We start from the raw sequence: 16,329 nt of genomic DNA on the forward strand, positions 1-16,329 counted from the left end.
TCGTCTGGTATTTTCAAGGAACGATTATGGCCGCCGATCCCGATAAGATGACCGACCCAGCCGCAGTTCGCAGGCTTCTTGCAAACGCAGAGAGGCTGGAAAATCCGGAAGTAGTCGCAGCCTGTCAGCGCCGCCTTTACGAGCTTGGCGGGCAAGACATCGAAGATCCGGTCGAACGGCGGCTTTGGCAAGCCGTCACCGCGTATGAGGAAACCCTGAGGCAAAAGCATGGCAAGACTCAGCAGGCCTCCTATACCCGTCGCAAAATTGCTGCCAAAGGCGCGATCGTCACGTTAAGCGACTGGGCAATAGACCCCAAGCCCACGCCGGGTTTCGCGGCGCTGGTCGCGGCAGGCATGGCACGGTTCACAGGCGAATATGTCGTCGTCGAGTTTCGCGACCGCTTCGCTCCCGAGGTCGTTGAAGCTGCCATTCAAAAGCTGCGCGCGCTTGAGGTGGTGCTACCGGAATGACCTTCGAATATCATCCTCAGCATTTCGATGTGTTCCGCTCCGCAACCCCTGGCGTCTGGCCAACAACATCGCTGCGTGACTGGCTGGGCGACCGGAACATGGGAGCAGCCCTGTCAGACACCCAACTCAGCCGCGAAAAGCTCCGAGAGCTACGCGAAACGGCGACGTTGCGCGAACGGTTCTGGCTGATTCTCGCGTGGGGACGGATCAATCGCTTCCATGCCGGAGCGGTGTTGCGGGACGAGCGTATCTGGCTTGCGGCGATGGAACGCGCCGTCGATGCAACCACGCGGGCGCAGGCTTACACCGCGTTCCAGGCCGCCGCGCTGGCGACCAAAGGCATGGGGCCAGCTTACTTCACGAAAATCCTATTCTTCGAGCGGCCAGACCTGTCGGCTTACATCATGGATCAATGGACGGCGCGTTCCGTCAATTTGCTTCTGGGTAAGTCCGCAATCCAAATGGTAAACCGCGTCAGCGTCTGCAAGTCGAATGGTCCGGAAGTCTATGATCACTTCTGTGACGTGGTGGACGATCTGGCGTCTAAATTGGACAGAACGGGCGAGCATGTCGAAAGCTGCCTGTTCTCGACCGGCGGTCGCGGCAAAGCGGCCGCGCCTTGGCGGCAGCATGTGCGCAGTCAGACAAGGATCAATCCCGCATCCGACAGCACCGCCTCGCCCGCCCAACGATAGGCACACGGCAAAGCAGGATAGTCGAGGCTGGCCGCATTACCGGACACGTGCGGTTGGCCAGCCATTTTATAGTGACCGACGAGAACAGGCGGCGCATCCTCCAGATAGATTTCGCCGCGGATTCCTTCGGGCAGCGGCATGTCTGGTATGGCCAGCGGATCGGGAACGGACAGCGCCGCCTCGCGATAGGTGGTCGCATCACTGCGCCACCATGCGACACGCATCTGGGTGCGGGGATGCCCTGTTTTGTCCGCGAAGAAATGACCCGCAGGCAAAGTCATCTCCGGCCCCGAGACGATGCGCTGCACTGCTCGACCGAAAGGGGTAGATTCGGCAGCGATCTCTGGCAGGTCATCCTCATGCAGCAGCCCGTTCGGGCGCCGCTGAGCGATCAGGGCGATGTCAGGTCTGGACCAGCAAGCGTGGACGATCCGCAAACCGCCAAGATCGCGCCAAAGCGGAAGGGTCAGAAACCAGTCCGTCCACTCCGCACGCTCGGCTTCGTTGAATGCGGCAAGGAAACTCGCGTGCTGCTTTCGATTCTTTTCATTGTTCTCGCGCAGACCACGCTGGAATAGTGCAGCGTTCAGTTCATGGTTGCCGATCACCGCCATGGCGCCGCCGTCGATTAGGCCTCGAACGCATTTCAAAACGGCGCGGTCGTCGGCCCCTCCATCGATGAAGTCACCAAGAAAAGCCAGCGGGCCAGACACCGCCGCCAGCGTTGCATCGAGCCGCCCGAGATCGGCATGAAGGTCGGGAATTACGGTAATTGTCATGTGTTACCAGCCCGGATAGCGGTCAAAGAATTCGTCGGCAAAGCTTTCGCGCGTTTCGCGCGCAGCTGCAAGATCGCGCGCGATGCGGTCGATCACGTCGCGGCATTCCAAATCGTCCCGCCAGTGGTGGCGCAACACCTCACGCGGATACATCAAGCCCAGAAGATTACCCGCCATAGCACCAGTGCTGTCGCTGTCGCCGGAATGGGTCACGGCGATCTGCAATCCATGCGTGACATCCCGCGCGTTGCGGGCGGCATAGACAGCTATCGCCAGCGCCTCCTCGGCAACCCAGCCGCCGCCAAGCCGCTCGACCAGATCCGGCCCGAGGATCATCGCCGCATCCAGCGCCTGCATGATGGGGCGTGACAACGCGATGCACTGGACCGCCCGCTCCAGAGTTGCCCCATGCAATACCTCAAACAGGATGCGGGCGAAGGCGACCGCTGCTTCCTGCCCCAGGACATGACCATGCGTCAGGGCAGACGTGTCGCGCGCCAGTCGCTCCGCCTGCTGCGGGTCAGTGGCGATCAGTGCACATGGCGCGGCCCGCATGATCGTCCCGCAACCCTTGCTGTCATTGCGGGCGGTTTCACCGAAATGCGTGGCATCGCCGAGCGCCGACAGACAGGTGTTACCGGGAGCGCGGCGCTTGCGCAGCCGCGCATCCGCAATCGACCGACATCGCAGATCTGCGTGCTCGGAGTGCCGCCTTGGGTGCGATACCAACGAAGCAACGCGTGGTGAACGACCCCTTTGGGCGCACATATTCCGCGCGATTGGGCGCGAACCACCGCGCGGATAAGCCCCTCAGCTGTAAAAAGCGTCATTTGCGTGTCATCGGTTATCCGGCCGACGCGCCCGTCATGGGCGGGCATTTCTGTGATACCGTCGGGAAATTGCCTGCGGATGCGGCCAAGAGACCAGAACTCGATCTCTGCCCCCCAAGCGTCGCCAATAGCCCCGCCAAACAGGCAGGCGCGGATGTGTTCCAGATGCTGCGTAGCGTTTCCTTCTCGCGTTATGCAGCGACTATGCCGCGTCACTACGGCGGGGGGCGTCTGTCGGGATTTTCCGGCAATCAGTCATCTGATTGTCATATACCGCTTATTTCGGTGAGTACATTATCGTCGAGCGAAGGACATAATCGCCAAGCTCTTAAGAATCTATCGAAAGGTAGCATTTTATACCACGCCCGAGGACTGGCGGCCACGCGCAACACTTGTTTACAACATATTATCCAAGGTCGCTGCTACTGCCAATATCTTCAATGTTCAATGTTAGATTTTTCAAAGAGCCTTTTGATCCTCACATTTCTTCATGAATGCGACGACAAAAAGCTCCTTTCAATATCTTGTCACCCGGCACACGGAGTTCTGGGCATAGTGGGAATATACACCCATGTATGATTTTACCTTCTCGACAAACCCGCTGCAAAAATTCTTTCACGATTATGCCGATGCAGTTAGAAGCGCGGCTTTACTGTTAGGTGGAAATTTTTGGCTTCGCAGAGTAAATAAAATATCGGCCACTCTGATGCAACCATATGCGCCTACCCGCTTGACTCTATGCGAAATTCAAAAGTTCTACGACCTACTCACACTTCAGAATGTGTGTGATATCAATACTGACGCCTCCCTATACTTTGCTATGCTTGACCCAGGGGGATCCGAGATGGAAGATATCTGCCTTCTTACCGAAGCGCTCGAAGATGCCGCCGAGGCGCATGGACTTCCTCTCCAGAATTCAATTGATGATGTTGATGAGTTAGATTTCTGGGAGCTCAGCGCATGATCACTTCCCAGAGGAATACCTTACACTTTTCGATTTACAGGATGGTACGTGAGAAGGACAACGCGTTGCACGCACTCTACAGAGCAACCAAGGGCGGCAGAACTCCTTCTCACACAATGAAGCGGGCAGCAATAATTGAAAAGATCCTTCTCGAAGACCTCGTCGGAGAGGATAATCGTCATGAGATCCAAGAATTGATAAACGAGCTGCGCACCTTGGCTGACGCGGGCAAGCAAGTTCACCATATCTCTGACGATGGATACGTATCCGGAGGTTATGATACAGAGGTACAGACTGACTCAAGCTGGGCCTTCGACGAAGCCGCGAAGTGTCTGGAGACATTCCTTAGGTGGTCTGACGATGTTCGTTACCACGCGCGCGCAGCACAAATAGCGTTGCAAATGGGTCTATGACTTCTGACGGTGGCATCGAGCATGATGTCACCGTCAAACAGAGGAACGGTTTGCTCTCGGGTACAGTGAACCTCATCAAGGATGGGTAGTGAAGCAATATATATTAAAATCAGCTACTTATAAGATTTCGGCGAAAGTTTGAAGTCGGGTCACATCGGCGTCGCAGATGTGACAAGAAGTGCATAGGCGAACGTAGACTGCGCTACATTTCCCTTGTTTTTAAGGAGAACGCCCCACCTAAATGCAGGCACACCTCGGAAACTCAACAGTCAGAGCGAGGTGCTCATAACGCCTTGGTTGGGGGTTCGAGTCCCTCCGGGCCTACCATTCCATTGCATTCTTCCGGCGGATCAGTGGGGATCTTGTCGAAACGATGGGCTGTTTTGGCAACTTCCTTTCGGGCCTGCGTATTGACCGGCCGTTCTGCAAATAACAGTCATCGCCGCTGAAAAGGGCCAATCTACCCGCTGCGGTTGGACGTATAGACTTCTTCTTCCAATCAGACGCTTCGGGCCTAGATGACCCTGCAAACGGAGGTGGGCATGGGCGTGACACTTGATCTGACGGTGGGAGAGGTTTCGACGCATACGGTGTTTCCCGACCGAAGGGGCGCGATGGATGCGGTAATCGATGCCTTCATCGCCAACTTCCCCGATGAGGATGAAATCTTCGCGCTGGACGATCCCATAGACGAGGATGCGCTGCGGGCTTTTGTCTCGGGGCTGGCACTGGACCGGGAATTCGCTTTCGCCCTTGCAGATGAAATCGGCAAATCAGCAACAGATAGCGAACAGCATCGCCCTTAAGGAGATAGAAAGTTGCGCCATGGAGGTTACGGGGGGGATGATCCCGGTCAAGCCAGCAAAGGTGTATCGCCATGCGCTTCGGACTTCTTACGGCGACGTTCGTGCTTGCCGCCTCGGCGGTGCAGGCGCAGGAAAGCTCTGGCGGTGATTTCTCGCTCGGCGGCGGCATCTCGACCCTTGGTGCCACGCTCGAGCCGTCGCTGCGTCTGGGCGACCGCTGGGCATTGCGCGCACCGTTCGGTGCGGGGTCCATCGGGCTTGATGACAAAAGCAACGGGCAGGATTACTCGGGCGATCTGGATGCGCGCGGGATCGGCCTTCTCGGGGACTACTATCCTTTCGCGGGGTCGGGCTTCAGACTCTCTGCCGGGGTGTTCCTGACCGACTATTCGGCGGACCTGACGAGCGACGGCGTGGAATTCGGCGGCGTGGTGTCGGACGTCACGGCGCAGGTGCGCCAGCGGCAGAACCTCATGCCGGCGCTGGCGGTCGGCTATGGCGGCGCGGTCGGGCGCAACGGGTTGATCTCGGTCACGGCGGGCGGGCTGTTCGGCGATGGTTTCGACGTCACCGCCCGCGAAAGCACCGGGCTGGTGCCGCAAGAAGATGTCGATGCCGAGATCGAGGATATCCGCGGCGATCTCGGCGATCTGGACATCATCCCCTATCTTCAGCTTTCGGTCGGATTTCGCTTTTGATGCCCTGCCCCATTGACTGCGCCGCCAAAAGTCTCAGCTAGTGTCGCAGGTCTCTGAAAGGTCGGGACGGATGGATCGATCGGAAGGTATGGCGATGAAAAGCGGATGGTGGATCCTGTGGGCGATACCGCTGGCCGTGCTTTTGTGGATCGCGATCCTTCGGGCGGTCATCGGCGCCTGAGCCGAAGCTCAGAGCACCTTGAACCGCTGCAACCGGGCCCGGGAAAATCCTCTCGGGGACAGCGAATTTCCCGTCGAGGTCGAACTCGTACCAACACCAGACCGGGCCCGTCTTGAGGTCATATTCACCTTCGTGCTGCACCCGCACAACTAGACGATTCAGACATGTCCTTTTTCGTCAGGGAAAGACGTGCCCAGACCGGGGCGTGGTCGCTTGCGCCCGTTTTACCGCGCATTTCACGATCAACTTCTGCGGCTTGCAATGCGCCGGAAATCGGCGGTGAAATCAGGATGTGATCCAGCCGCAGCCCGGCGTTCCGCTGCCACGCGTTGCGTTTATAGTCCCAGAAGGTGAAGCGTTCGCCCGTGGGTTGCATGACATCAAGCGAATCGAGCCAGCCCTGCCCAAGAAGCGCAGTGAAGGCCGTGCGCATCTCTGGCAAGAACAGCGCGTCGCCCTGCCATCGGGCGGGATTATAGACATCGCGCTCGGTCGGGATGATGTTGAAGTCACCGGCGAGAATCGCGGGATATTCGATCAACCCTTCCGCGTGCTTCAAAAACCGCGAAATCCAGCGTCTTTTTCGATCGATCCGCGTCTCGACCGGGTTGCCGTTGGGAACGTAAAGGCTGGCGATCAGAACGCCATCCACCGCCGCCTCGACATAGCGGGCCTCGGTGTCGCGCGGATCGCCGGGCAAGGCGCGCCGTGTCTCGATCGGCAGCGCGCCGCGGGCAAGGATGGCCACTCCGTTCCAGCTTTTCTCGCCCGCCCAGACGGCCTCGTATCCCGCGCGGCTCAGCGCGGCCGCTGGGAAGCGCGCAGGGGCGGCCTTCAACTCCTGCAGGCAAACGACATCGGGTTTCGCCGCCTCCAGCCACTCCAGCAGCAAAGCGAGCCGCCCGTTCACGCCGTTGATGTTCCACGTTGCGATCTTCATGTCACGGCCAGCTAGGGCCGACGGCATGGCGTTCCACCTCTCGTTGACTGCGGCGGTGCGTAAGCTACAATTCGCGCGATGCAAAAGCCGGTCAGCATGGAAGAATTCGCGGGTGTGCCGCTGGACGAGCTGCGGGCCTGCCCGCATTGCGATGCGTTGCACCGTCTGCCCAGCCATGTCCGCTCGCGCGCCAAGGCGGTCTGCGGACGGTGCGGATCGGTGCTGATAGCGCCGCGCAGCGGGGCGTTCACGCGGATCATCGCCTTGGCCGCGACCGCGCTGATCCTGATGGTGGCGGCGCTGTTCTCGCCGTTTCTGGACCTGACGGCGGCGGGTATGCATTCCAACGCCTCGATTCTGGATGCGGCGATGGCGTTCTCCCAAGGGATCATGCTGCCTTTGTCGCTGGCGGTCGGGGCGTTCATCATCGTGATCCCGGTGCTGCGCCTGCTGCTGATCCTCTACACTCTGGTCCCGCTGGTCGCAGGCCGCCCCGCCGCCGCCCGCGCTCCCGTCGCCTTTTCGCTCGCCGAGGCGCTGAAGCCCTGGTCCATGGCCGAGATTTTCGTGATCGGCGTCGCCGTCGCGCTGGTCAAGGTCGCGGGCCTTGCGACCGTCACCCCCGGCCCCGCCTTCTGGGCCTTCGGCGCGCTGGTCTTCGTGACGGTCCTGCAAGACAGTTTCATGGACAAGGAACAGATCTGGGCCGCCATCGACGCGGGACGGGCCAAGTGATGGTCACGGCGCGCGACGCCGGCCTGGTCGGCTGCACCCGCTGCGGACGGGTTCATCACATGGGCACCCCCGCCTGCAACCGATGCGGCGCGCCGCTGTCCAGCCGCGACGATACCAGCCTGCAACGTGTCTGGGCGTGGTGGTGGGCCGGGCTGATCGCCTATATTCCCGCGAACCTCTACCCGATGCTGCTGACCAGCACGCTGGTATCGAACACCGAATCCACCATCGTCGGCGGCGCGGTCGAGCTGTTCCTGCACGGCGATGTCGGCGTCGCGCTGATCGTGCTGATCGCCTCGGTCGTGATCCCGATCGCCAAGTTCATGGCCATCGCCTTTCTGGCCGTGTCGATCAACAAGCGGCACATCATGGGCGAACATGCCCAGCACCAGCTGTTTTCCGTGGTCGAGTTCATCGGCCGATGGTCGATGATCGACGTGTTCGTGGTCGCGATCCTTGCCTCGCTGGTCCGTTTCAGCGTGGTCGCCACGATCAACCCCGGCATCGCCGCCGTATCCTTCGCGCTTTCCGTCGCCTTCACCATGCAAGCGGCGCTGAGCTTCGACCCCCGCATCATCTGGGATGACGAAAAGTGACCGAGACACCCCCCGAAATGGAAATCCAGCCGCCCCGCCCCGCATGGTGGCAGCGCATCTCGGTCGTGTGGCTGGTGCCGGTCATCGCGCTTCTGGTCGCGCTGGGCATCGCATGGAACAGCTATGCCGGGCGCGGCACGCTGATCGAGATCACGTTCCAGAACGCCACCGGGCTGGAGGCGGGGCAGACCACGCTGCGTTACCGTGACGTGACCATCGGCGTGGTGGAAAAGGTCGGCTTCGCGCCCGATCTGCGCAACGTCGTCGCCTCGGTCCGCGTGGCCAACGACGTGGCCGAATATATCGACGCCGAGGCGCAGTTCTGGGTGGTCCGCCCCGAAGTGTCGGTGCGCGGGATCAGCGGTCTGGACACCGTTCTGTCGGGCGCCTATATCGCCGGGCTTTGGGACAATACCAGCACAGGCGCGCAATATGCCTTCACCGGGCTGGAGGTTCCGCCCCTGATGTCGGGGTCCGACATGGGCGGTCTGTCGATCACCCTGCGCCTGCGCGACGGCAACCAGATCTCCGCCGGAGCCCCCATCATCCACAAGGGGATCGAGGTCGGATCGGTGGGCGAGCCGCGCCTTGCCCCCGATGGCGATCTGGTGCTGATCGACGCCGTGATCGACGCGCCCTATGACCGGATGATCACCTCGAACACCCGCTTCTGGGATGCGTCGGGCTTCGACATCCGTTTCGGGGCCGGAGGGGTGGAGCTTGACGTCCGCTCGCTCGCCTCGCTCATCCAAGGCGGCATCAATTTCGACAATGTCATCTCGGGCGGCGATCCGGTCGATCCGGGACAGGAATACGACGTCTTCGCGGACGAGACTGCGGCCCGCAGCTCCGTCTTCACCTCGACCGCCGTGGACAAGATGCTGCCGCTGTCGGTGGTCTTCGACGGATCGGTCGCGGGCCTGACGGTCGGGGCGGCGGTGAATTATCGCGGCCTGACGGTCGGCACGGTCACCGACCTTGGCGCCATCGTCGAAGGCGAAGGCGACGACCGCCGCGTGCGCCTGCTGGCCAATCTTGAAATCGGCACGGGGCAATTGGGCTTGGGCGAGGATGTCAGCATCGACGCCGCCCGCGACTTCATCGCGCGTCTCGTGTCCGAGGATCACCTGCGCGCCCGCCTTGCTACCGCGTCCCTGTTCACCGGATCGCTGATGGTCGAACTGGTCGAGGTGCCGGAAGCGCCGGATGCGGAGTTGGACCTTGAAGGCGAGCCCTTCCCGCTGCTGCCCACCACCGCCCCCGCCATCACCGAATTCCAAACCACCGCACAGGGCGTGATCGACCGTATCGGCGGCCTGCCGATCGAAGGGTTGATGCAATCGGCGATCGGCGCGCTGAACAGCGTGCAGCAGCTTGCCGGCAACCCCGAGACGCAGCGCGTCCCGACCGAGGCTGCGAACCTTCTGTCCGCCGCCCGCGCGCTGGTGGAATCGGACGAGGTGTCAGGCATCGTGTCCGACCTGCGCGAGACGACCGCCGGGCTGTCCAGCCTGACCCGCCAGATCGAACAGGGCCAGACGGTCGCGAACCTGATGTCAGCCATCGACCGCGCCAATCAGGCGCTGGAAGGCGCGGCGGACGTGCCGCAGATCACCGGGCAACTGCGCGAGCTGGCGGAAAAGGCCAACCGGATGGAGGTGGACCAGCTTGCCGCCTCGGCCGAGAACCTTTTGCGCAGCGCCGACGCCCTGATCGATTCCCCCGAGGCGCGGCAGGTGCCCGGCGCGCTAGCCGGTGCGCTGCGCGAGGTGGATGCGATGCTGGCCGAACTGCGCGAAGGCGGCGCGGTGGGCAACGTCAATTCTGCGCTGGCCGCAGCCGAATCCGCCGCCACCGATCTGGGCAGCGCGGCGCAGGGTCTGCCGGACCTCGCCGCCCGTGCTGCCCGCGTGCTGGATCAGGCGGGTGCCACCGTGTCGGGCTATGGCAACGATTCCCGCTTCAACGTGGAACTCGTCACCGCCCTGCGCAGCCTGCAGGAGGCTGCGGACGCGCTGACCACGCTGGCCCGCACGATCCAGCGCAATCCCAATTCCATCATCCTTGGACGGTGACCATGAAACGCCTTGCCCCCCTTGCCCTGACCATCCTTCTTGCCGCCTGCGGCGCCGGGCCGGGATACATGATGGAATTGCCGGCCGTGCAAAGCCGCCTGTCCACCCCCGCCCGCACCATCATGCTGCGCGAAGTGTCGATGCCCGATTATGCCGCCGACGATTACATGGCGCGGCAGGGGTCGGGCGGCGCGGTGGAATTCATCCGCCGCACGCGCTGGGCCGACCTTCAGCCCCGCGCGGCGACGCTGGCGCTGGCGCGGCAGCTTGACCGCACGCTGGACGCCACCGTTGCGCCCGAGCCGTGGCCGCTGTCCGGCCTGCCGGATGGCGAGGTGGACATCCGCGTCAGCCGCATCCTTGCCGGCACCAACGGCACCTTCCGGCTGGACGGCATCTTCTATGTCCGGGCCGAGGGTGTCTCGCTGGGTGCACCGTCGCGCGAGTTCGCCATCGCGGTGCCGATGCCCGATGACAGCCCCGCCGGAATCGCCGCCGCGCAATCGGCGGCACTGGCGCAGCTTGCAGCGGTGATCGCCGCCTCGGTCGCGCGCTAGTTATTTGCCACCGCGCGTATTTTCGCGCCCTCTGTCATCGTGACTTAGGGGGTGCGGATGATTTCACGACGCGGGTTCATGGTCCTGACGGGCGCGGCATTGGCGGCGCCAGCCTTCGCGCAGGAACCTTTCGCGGCCAGCACGCAAATGGCGCGGGGTATGGACCAGCTTCACGCGCTGCTGATCGCCCATCGAGGCCAGACGGTGGTGGACATGGCGTTTCGCGGACCGCCGACCACGCGAACGGTGAACGTCAAATCCGTGTCCAAGACCATCAACGCCGCCGTTCTGGGCGCTGCCGTGGATCGCGGGATCGTCCGGGTCGCCGACCAGCTGGGCGATGTCGCGCCCGAACTGATCCCGCGCGGGGCCGATCCGCGCGTGTCGCGGCTGACGCTGGAAAACCTCGTGACGATGACGGCGGGGCTGGGCCGGACCTCGGGCGCGAATTACGGCGCCTGGGTCAGCAGCCCGAACTGGGTGTCCTATGCCCTGACCCGCCCGTTCGAGGCCGAACCCGGCGGGCGCATGCTTTATTCCACCGGCAGTTTTCACATCCTTGGCGCGGCATTGGCCGAGGTGACGGACAAGAACCTGCTGACCCTGACGCGCGAATGGATCGGCCAGCCGCTGGGTATCGACATCCCCGCATGGACGCGCGACCCGCAGGGCTTCTACTTCGGCGGGAACGAAATGGGCCTGACCCCGCGCGCGATGCTGGCTTTCGGCGAGATGGCGCGCAAGGGCGGCGATGGCGTGCTGTCGGCGGACTGGATGCGCGCGTCGATGCAGATGCGCACCCGGTCGCCGTTTTCGGGGCTGGACTATGGCTATGGCTGGTTCCTCGGGCGGGCGGGCGGGGCGGATATCGCCCTTGCGCGCGGCTATGGCGGGCAGATCATCTGCATCGTGCCAGAGGCCGAGACCACCATCGCCATCGCCTCCGACGCCAGCCGCCCGGCCCGCAGCGAGGGGTATTTCGGCGACCTGATGCGGCTTCTGGACGTCATCGTCCCCGAGGCGCTTGCCTTGTGATCCGGGCCCGCGCGGGCTATGTCCTTTGCGGCAAAGCATGGGGCGAAGATGAAACGAGAGGGCACCGCGCGCGACCGCGTGGAAAACGCATTCCTGCGCGCGCTGTTCAAGGCCCTTCTGGCCCTGCCCTATGACTGGCGCGTGCCGCTGTGCGGCTGGGTGATGACATGGATCATCGCGCCACTGGCCGGATACCGCAGCCGAATCCGCGAAAACCTCGCGATGATCATGCCCGACATGCCCAAGGACGAGGTCCGCCGCCTGATGCGCCGCGTGCCCGACAACGTGGGCCGCACCGTCATCGAAGCCTATTCCGGCGAGGAATTCCGCCAGCGTGCCGCCCGCAGCGAAGTCATCGGCGGTGGCCTTGCCGCCGCCGTGGCCGCCGACCGCGACAAGCGCCCCGTCATCTTCGTGACCGCCCATTTCGGCAATTACGAGGCCAGCCGCGCCGCGATGACCGGGCGCGGATACCAGATCGGCGCGCTGTATCGCCCGATGAACAACCCCTATTTCAACGAACATTACGTCGCCGCGATGGCGTCATTGGGCGAGCCGGTCTTTCCGCGTGGTCGGCAGGGGCTTGGCGGGATGCTGAAATTCCTGCGCGGCGGCGGCAAGCTGGGGATGCTGGTCGATCTGCATATCGACGACGGCGCTCCGCTTCAATTCTTCGGCCATACCGCCATGACCGCGCTGACCGCGGGCGAGCTGGCGCTGAAATACGATGCGCTTCTGATCCCCGCCTATGCCGTGCGGCTGGAGAATGGGCTGGATTTCCGCGTCATCCTCGAAGACCCGATCCCGCACACCACGCCCGAGGAAATGACGCAGGCGCTGAACGATTCCCTTGAGGCGCTGGTGCGTCAGCACATGGACCAGTGGTTCTGGATTCACCGCCGCTGGAAGCCGTCGCGCACCCGGCGCACTTAATCAAGCCGGGCGGCGGCCAGAATATCGGCGGGCCCTTCGGTCTGAAGGATCACGACCAGCGGATCGTCGCCCTCTGCCGGGGCCGACATCTCCAGCGGTTCCTGCCCCGGCCAGGTGCCGACGTCATTCCACTGGGTGACGATGTTGCTGTAGTTCACGACCATTCCCGCATTCTCCCCCCGCTCGATCGCGACGGTTTCGGACGGTCGGTAACGGACAAGCTGCACGCGGACGGGCGCGGCAAGCGGCGGGTCCGCCTCGGCATGGATGGTCACCTGATCGCCGCTGCGGGTCACGTTCAGCGTGACCGGGCCCGCGGCCGCGGCATGGTCCTGCACCAGCGAGGCGACGGCATCGGGCTGATTGCCCTCCACCCGTTCGCGCCCGCCGACGATGAATTGCGGAGTATAGATCGTGCGGCTGCGGACCGCCTTGGCATAGGATTTCTGCCGCTCGGTAAAGGCTTCCTGACCGAAGGCATCCTCCCAGCCGATATAATCCCAGTAATCCACATGCAGCGCCAATGCGATCACGTCGGGGTTGGCGGCCAGTTCCTCCAAGAAGGCGTCGGCAGGCGGACAGGACGCGCAGCCCTGCGAGGTGAACAGTTCGACCACCACCGCGGGCCGGGATTGTGCCATCGCAGCCCCGGCACATCCGATCATCAGGCCACAGGCCGCACCCATTACATGTCGCATCAACGCCCCCGTCACTTGCTCCTTGTTCTAGCCTTGGCAAGATCGCTCTGCCAATCAAGGTTTTGCGAGATTTTTTGCAGCCCCCTTATCCCCCTTCCCATTCGGCATACATCGGTATACAAAACGCGCGACTCCTTGCGTGACGTGCCTTTGTGGGGCATCACGACGCAAGCGATCGCGCGACAACCCGAGCCAGTGCCAGGAGGCCCGTATGACCGTCACCGTCGGACACGACAGCCAGAAGACCCGCAAAACCCTTACCGCGAACGGCAAGACCGTCGCCTATTACTCGATCCCCGCGGCCGAGGCTGCCGGATTGGGCGACTTCGCGAAGCTGCCCGCCGCACTGAAGGTCGTGCTGGAGAACATGCTGCGCTTCGAAGATGGCAAGACCGTCACGGTCGATGACATCAAGGCGTTTTCCGAATGGGGCGCGCAAGGCGGCAAGAACCCGCGCGAGATCGCATACCGCCCGGCCCGCGTGCTGATGCAGGACTTCACCGGCGTTCCCGCCGTGGTGGACCTTGCCGCGATGCGCGACGGCATCCTTGGCCTTGGCGGCGATGCGCAGAAGATCAACCCGCTGAACCCGGTCGATCTGGTCATCGACCATTCGGTCATGATCGACGAATTCGGCAACCCGCGCGCATTTCAGGCCAACGTGGATCTGGAATATGCCCGGAACATGGAACGCTACACCTTCCTCAAATGGGGTCAGAAGGCGTTCAACAACTTCCGCGTGGTGCCGCCCGGAACCGGCATCTGCCACCAGGTGAACCTTGAATATCTGGCGCAGGCCGTCTGGACCGACAACGACCAGAACGGCGAAACCGTCGCATACCCCGACACGCTGGTCGGCACCGACAGCCACACCACCATGGTCAACGGCCTTGCCGTTCTTGGCTGGGGCGTCGGCGGGATCGAGGCCGAGGCCGCGATGCTGGGCCAGCCCGTGTCCATGCTGATCCCCGAGGTCATCGGCTTCAAGCTGACCGGCCGCATGATGGAAGGCACCACCGCGACCGACCTCGTGCTGAAGGTCGTGCAGATGCTGCGCAAAAAGGGCGTGGTGGGCAAGTTCGTCGAATTCTATGGCGAAGGCCTCGACAACCTGCCGCTGGCCGACCGCGCGACGATCGCCAACATGGCCCCGGAATACGGCGCGACCTGCGGCTTCTTCCCGATCGACGATGAAACCCTGCGCTATCTGGACCAGACCGGCCGCGACAAGGACCGCGTGGCACTGGTCGAAGCCTATGCCAAGGAGAACGGCTTCTGGCGCGGTGCGGATTACGAGCCGATCTATACCGACACGCTGCACCTCGACATGGGCGAGATCGTTCCGGCCATTTCCGGCCCGAAACGCCCGCAGGATTACACCCCGCTGACGAACTCGGTCGAAGGGTTCCGCAAGACGCTGGGCGAATACCGCAAGACCGAAGGCGACGTGCTGGATCTGGTGAAGTCGGTGCCGGTCGAGGGCAAGGATTATCAGATCAACGATGGGTCGGTCGTGATCGCGGCGATCACCTCCTGCACCAACACGTCGAACCCCTATGTGATGATCGGCGCCGGTCTGGTTGCCCGCAAGGCGCGGGCGCTGGGCCTGACGCGCAAGCCGTGGGTCAAGACCTCGCTGGCACCGGGAAGCCAGGTCGTTCAGGAATATCTGGACGCGGCGAACCTTCAGGAAGACCTCGACTATGTCGGGTTCAACCTTGTCGGTTTCGGCTGCACGACCTGCATCGGCAATTCGGGGCCGCTGGGCGATCCGGCAATCTCCAAGGCGATCAACGAGAACGATCTGGTCGCGACCGCAGTGCTGTCGGGCAACCGCAACTTCGAGGGCCGGATTTCCCCGGACGTGCGCGCCAACTATCTGGCCTCGCCGCCGCTGGTCGTCGCCTATGCCATCGCGGGCGACATGAACATCGATCTGACCACCCAGCCGCTGGGGCAGGATCAGAACGGCAACGACGTCTTCCTGAAAGACATCTGGCCGACCAACAAGGAAGTCGCCGATCTGGTCCACCAGACCGTCACGCGCGAGGCGTTCCTGAAGAAATACGCCGACGTGTTCAAAGGCGACGAGAAGTGGCAGGGCGTGGAAACGACGGACAGCGAGACCTATGACTGGCCGCCGACCTCGACCTACATCCAGAACCCGCCCTATTTCCAAGGGATGGGGAAAGAGCCGGGCGTCATCAAGGACATCGAAGGCGCGAAGGTGCTGGCGATCCTTGGCGACATGATCACCACCGACCACATCAGCCCCGCCGGTTCGTTCAAGGCGACTACCCCCGCTGGCCAGTATCTGACCGAACGTCAGGTTCCGGTGCGCGACTTCAACTCCTACGGCTCGCGCCGCGGCAACCACGAGATCATGATGCGCGGCACCTTCGCCAACATCCGCATCAAGAACGAGATGCTGGACGGGGTCGAAGGCGGTTACACCAAGGGGCCGGATGGCGAGCAGACCTCGATCTATGACGCGTCGATGGCCTATCAGGAGGCTGGCACCCCGCTGGTCATCTTCGGCGGCGTCGAATACGGCGCAGGTTCGTCGCGTGACTGGGCTGCGAAAGGCACCGCGCTTCTGGGCGTGAAGGCCGTGATCGCGGAAAGCTTCGAGCGCATCCACCGTTCGAACCTCGTCGGCATGGGCGTCATCCCGTTCGAGTTCACCGGCGGCGAAACCCGCAAGTCGCTGGGCCTGAAGGGCGACGAGACGGTCAGCATCGAGGGGCTGGCGGGCGATCTGAAACCGCTGTCGAACGTGCCGTGCCACATCACCTACGCCGATGGCACCACCAAGACGATCCAGATCAAGTGCCGCATCGATACGGCGATCGAGATCGAATATGTCGAAAACGGCGGTGTGCTGCATTACGTGCTGCGCGATCTGGCCAAATCCTGATGAT

At 62.7% G+C, this 16,329-nt stretch carries 18 protein-coding genes and 1 tRNA gene; 14 read left to right on the forward strand and 5 right to left on the reverse strand.

Features of this window, described 5'->3' with window-relative positions; genetic code table 11:
* Positions 1-26: 26 nt before the first annotated feature.
* Positions 27-473, forward strand: a complete 447-nt coding sequence (locus tag E2K76_RS11940; protein WP_136684546.1) for a hypothetical protein — start codon at positions 27-29, stop codon at positions 471-473.
* Complete coding sequence (locus tag E2K76_RS11945) at positions 470-1,168, forward strand: 8-oxoguanine DNA glycosylase OGG fold protein (protein ID WP_136684547.1); 699 nt, start codon at positions 470-472, stop codon at positions 1,166-1,168. Before E2K76_RS11940 ends, E2K76_RS11945 begins: the two co-directional genes overlap by 4 nt.
* Here the strand turns inward: E2K76_RS11945 and E2K76_RS11950 are convergent.
* Genes E2K76_RS11950 through E2K76_RS20840 form a run of 3 tightly spaced genes read right to left on the reverse strand, consistent with a single transcriptional unit; the run spans position 1,114 to position 2,993 of the window.
* Positions 1,114-1,947 (reverse strand): metallophosphoesterase, encoded by an 834-nt coding sequence (locus tag E2K76_RS11950; RefSeq protein ID WP_136684548.1) that lies wholly within the window; start codon positions 1,945-1,947, stop codon positions 1,114-1,116. The genes E2K76_RS11945 and E2K76_RS11950 overlap by 55 nt on opposite strands.
* 3 nt (positions 1,948-1,950) lie before the next feature.
* Entirely contained in the window at positions 1,951-2,502 is a 552-nt protein-coding gene (locus tag E2K76_RS11955; RefSeq protein WP_350339345.1) for an ADP-ribosylglycohydrolase family protein, read from the reverse strand.
* Positions 2,478-2,993, reverse strand: a complete 516-nt coding sequence (locus E2K76_RS20840) for an ADP-ribosylglycohydrolase family protein (RefSeq protein ID WP_246032953.1) — start codon at positions 2,991-2,993, stop codon at positions 2,478-2,480. The genes E2K76_RS11955 and E2K76_RS20840 overlap by 25 nt, the downstream gene beginning before the upstream one ends.
* Before the next feature lie 355 nt (positions 2,994-3,348).
* Between E2K76_RS20840 and E2K76_RS11960 the strand changes: the two genes are divergently transcribed.
* The 5 genes from E2K76_RS11960 to E2K76_RS11975 all read left to right on the forward strand — a co-directional run bounded on the left by E2K76_RS11960 (position 3,349) and on the right by E2K76_RS11975 (position 5,658).
* Positions 3,349-3,741: a hypothetical protein gene (locus E2K76_RS11960; RefSeq protein ID WP_136684549.1), complete on the forward strand. Its 393-nt coding sequence runs from the start codon at positions 3,349-3,351 to the stop codon at positions 3,739-3,741.
* The gene (locus E2K76_RS11965; RefSeq protein ID WP_136684550.1) at positions 3,738-4,154 is read left to right on the forward strand and encodes a hypothetical protein; all 417 of its coding nucleotides are present in this window, start codon (positions 3,738-3,740) and stop codon (positions 4,152-4,154) included. The genes E2K76_RS11960 and E2K76_RS11965 overlap by 4 nt, the downstream gene beginning before the upstream one ends.
* Before the next feature lie 255 nt (positions 4,155-4,409).
* Positions 4,410-4,481 (forward strand) — tRNA-Met (locus E2K76_RS20355).
* A 215-nt stretch (positions 4,482-4,696) separates the two neighbouring features.
* Entirely contained in the window at positions 4,697-4,960 is a 264-nt protein-coding gene (locus E2K76_RS11970; protein WP_136684551.1) for a hypothetical protein, read from the forward strand.
* Positions 4,961-5,031: 71 nt separating this feature from the next.
* Entirely contained in the window at positions 5,032-5,658 is a 627-nt protein-coding gene (locus E2K76_RS11975) for a hypothetical protein (protein ID WP_136684552.1), read from the forward strand.
* Between the two features lie 305 nt (positions 5,659-5,963).
* On the opposite strand, the gene E2K76_RS11980 is transcribed toward E2K76_RS11975, so the two are convergent.
* The gene (locus E2K76_RS11980) at positions 5,964-6,779 is read right to left on the reverse strand and encodes an exodeoxyribonuclease III (RefSeq protein WP_136684553.1); all 816 of its coding nucleotides are present in this window, start codon (positions 6,777-6,779) and stop codon (positions 5,964-5,966) included.
* Between the two features lie 96 nt (positions 6,780-6,875).
* Between E2K76_RS11980 and E2K76_RS11985 the strand changes: the two genes are divergently transcribed.
* The 6 genes from E2K76_RS11985 to E2K76_RS12010 are packed head-to-tail and all read left to right on the forward strand — an operon-like array spanning position 6,876 to position 12,710.
* On the forward strand, positions 6,876-7,514 hold the full coding sequence (locus E2K76_RS11985; RefSeq protein WP_136684554.1) for a paraquat-inducible protein A: 639 nt from the start codon (positions 6,876-6,878) through the stop codon (positions 7,512-7,514).
* On the forward strand, positions 7,514-8,110 hold the full coding sequence (locus E2K76_RS11990; RefSeq protein ID WP_136684668.1) for a paraquat-inducible protein A: 597 nt from the start codon (positions 7,514-7,516) through the stop codon (positions 8,108-8,110). The genes E2K76_RS11985 and E2K76_RS11990 overlap by 1 nt, the downstream gene beginning before the upstream one ends.
* Complete coding sequence (locus E2K76_RS11995) at positions 8,107-10,185, forward strand: PqiB family protein (protein ID WP_136684555.1); 2,079 nt, start codon at positions 8,107-8,109, stop codon at positions 10,183-10,185. Before E2K76_RS11990 ends, E2K76_RS11995 begins: the two co-directional genes overlap by 4 nt.
* A gap of 2 nt (positions 10,186-10,187) precedes the next feature.
* A complete protein-coding gene (locus E2K76_RS12000; RefSeq protein WP_136684556.1) occupies positions 10,188-10,742 on the forward strand; it encodes a PqiC family protein in 555 nt (184 codons plus the stop codon).
* A 57-nt stretch (positions 10,743-10,799) separates the two neighbouring features.
* Complete coding sequence (locus tag E2K76_RS12005) at positions 10,800-11,777, forward strand: serine hydrolase domain-containing protein (RefSeq protein WP_136684557.1); 978 nt, start codon at positions 10,800-10,802, stop codon at positions 11,775-11,777.
* Positions 11,778-11,825: 48 nt separating this feature from the next.
* Positions 11,826-12,710 carry a lysophospholipid acyltransferase family protein gene (locus E2K76_RS12010; RefSeq protein WP_136684558.1) on the forward strand — a complete coding sequence of 295 codons (885 nt, stop codon included), beginning with the start codon at positions 11,826-11,828 and terminating at the stop codon, positions 12,708-12,710.
* On the opposite strand, the gene E2K76_RS12015 is transcribed toward E2K76_RS12010, so the two are convergent.
* Positions 12,707-13,351 (reverse strand): DUF1223 domain-containing protein, encoded by a 645-nt coding sequence (locus E2K76_RS12015; RefSeq protein ID WP_246032954.1) that lies wholly within the window; start codon positions 13,349-13,351, stop codon positions 12,707-12,709. The two genes, E2K76_RS12010 and E2K76_RS12015, sit on opposite strands and share 4 nt — an antisense overlap.
* A gap of 268 nt (positions 13,352-13,619) precedes the next feature.
* Here E2K76_RS12015 and acnA point away from each other — a divergent pair, with 268 nt between their 5' ends.
* Positions 13,620-16,325, forward strand: coding sequence for an aconitate hydratase AcnA (acnA, locus tag E2K76_RS12020; protein WP_136684560.1), 2,706 nt, complete (start codon positions 13,620-13,622; stop codon positions 16,323-16,325).
* Positions 16,326-16,329: the final 4 nt, after the last annotated feature.

It is taken from the genome of Falsirhodobacter xinxiangensis, from assembly GCF_004959935.1.
Taxonomy (GTDB): domain Bacteria; phylum Pseudomonadota; class Alphaproteobacteria; order Rhodobacterales; family Rhodobacteraceae; genus Falsirhodobacter; species Falsirhodobacter xinxiangensis.

Bases quoted from the DNA above. Each gene is read 5' to 3' on its own strand.
- E2K76_RS11940 (WP_136684546.1), top strand. From the start codon at position 27: ATGGCCGCCGATCCCGATAAGATGACCGACCCAGCCGCAGTTCGCAGG.
- E2K76_RS11945 (WP_136684547.1), top strand. From the start codon at position 470: ATGACCTTCGAATATCATCCTCAGCATTTCGATGTGTTCCGCTCCGCA.
- E2K76_RS11950 (WP_136684548.1), bottom strand. From the start codon at position 1,947: ATGACAATTACCGTAATTCCCGACCTTCATGCCGATCTCGGGCGGCTC.
- E2K76_RS11955 (WP_350339345.1), bottom strand. From the start codon at position 2,502: ATGCGGGCCGCGCCATGTGCACTGATCGCCACTGACCCGCAGCAGGCG.
- E2K76_RS11960 (WP_136684549.1), top strand. From the start codon at position 3,349: ATGTATGATTTTACCTTCTCGACAAACCCGCTGCAAAAATTCTTTCAC.
- E2K76_RS11965 (WP_136684550.1), top strand. From the start codon at position 3,738: ATGATCACTTCCCAGAGGAATACCTTACACTTTTCGATTTACAGGATG.
- E2K76_RS11970 (WP_136684551.1), top strand. From the start codon at position 4,697: ATGGGCGTGACACTTGATCTGACGGTGGGAGAGGTTTCGACGCATACG.
- E2K76_RS11975 (WP_136684552.1), top strand. From the start codon at position 5,032: ATGCGCTTCGGACTTCTTACGGCGACGTTCGTGCTTGCCGCCTCGGCG.
- E2K76_RS11980 (WP_136684553.1), bottom strand. From the start codon at position 6,779: ATGAAGATCGCAACGTGGAACATCAACGGCGTGAACGGGCGGCTCGCT.
- E2K76_RS11985 (WP_136684554.1), top strand. From the start codon at position 6,876: ATGGAAGAATTCGCGGGTGTGCCGCTGGACGAGCTGCGGGCCTGCCCG.
- E2K76_RS11990 (WP_136684668.1), top strand. From the start codon at position 7,514: ATGGTCACGGCGCGCGACGCCGGCCTGGTCGGCTGCACCCGCTGCGGA.
- E2K76_RS12000 (WP_136684556.1), top strand. From the start codon at position 10,188: ATGAAACGCCTTGCCCCCCTTGCCCTGACCATCCTTCTTGCCGCCTGC.
- E2K76_RS12005 (WP_136684557.1), top strand. From the start codon at position 10,800: ATGATTTCACGACGCGGGTTCATGGTCCTGACGGGCGCGGCATTGGCG.
- E2K76_RS12010 (WP_136684558.1), top strand. From the start codon at position 11,826: ATGAAACGAGAGGGCACCGCGCGCGACCGCGTGGAAAACGCATTCCTG.
- E2K76_RS12015 (WP_246032954.1), bottom strand. From the start codon at position 13,351: ATGGCACAATCCCGGCCCGCGGTGGTGGTCGAACTGTTCACCTCGCAG.
- acnA (WP_136684560.1), top strand. From the start codon at position 13,620: ATGACCGTCACCGTCGGACACGACAGCCAGAAGACCCGCAAAACCCTT.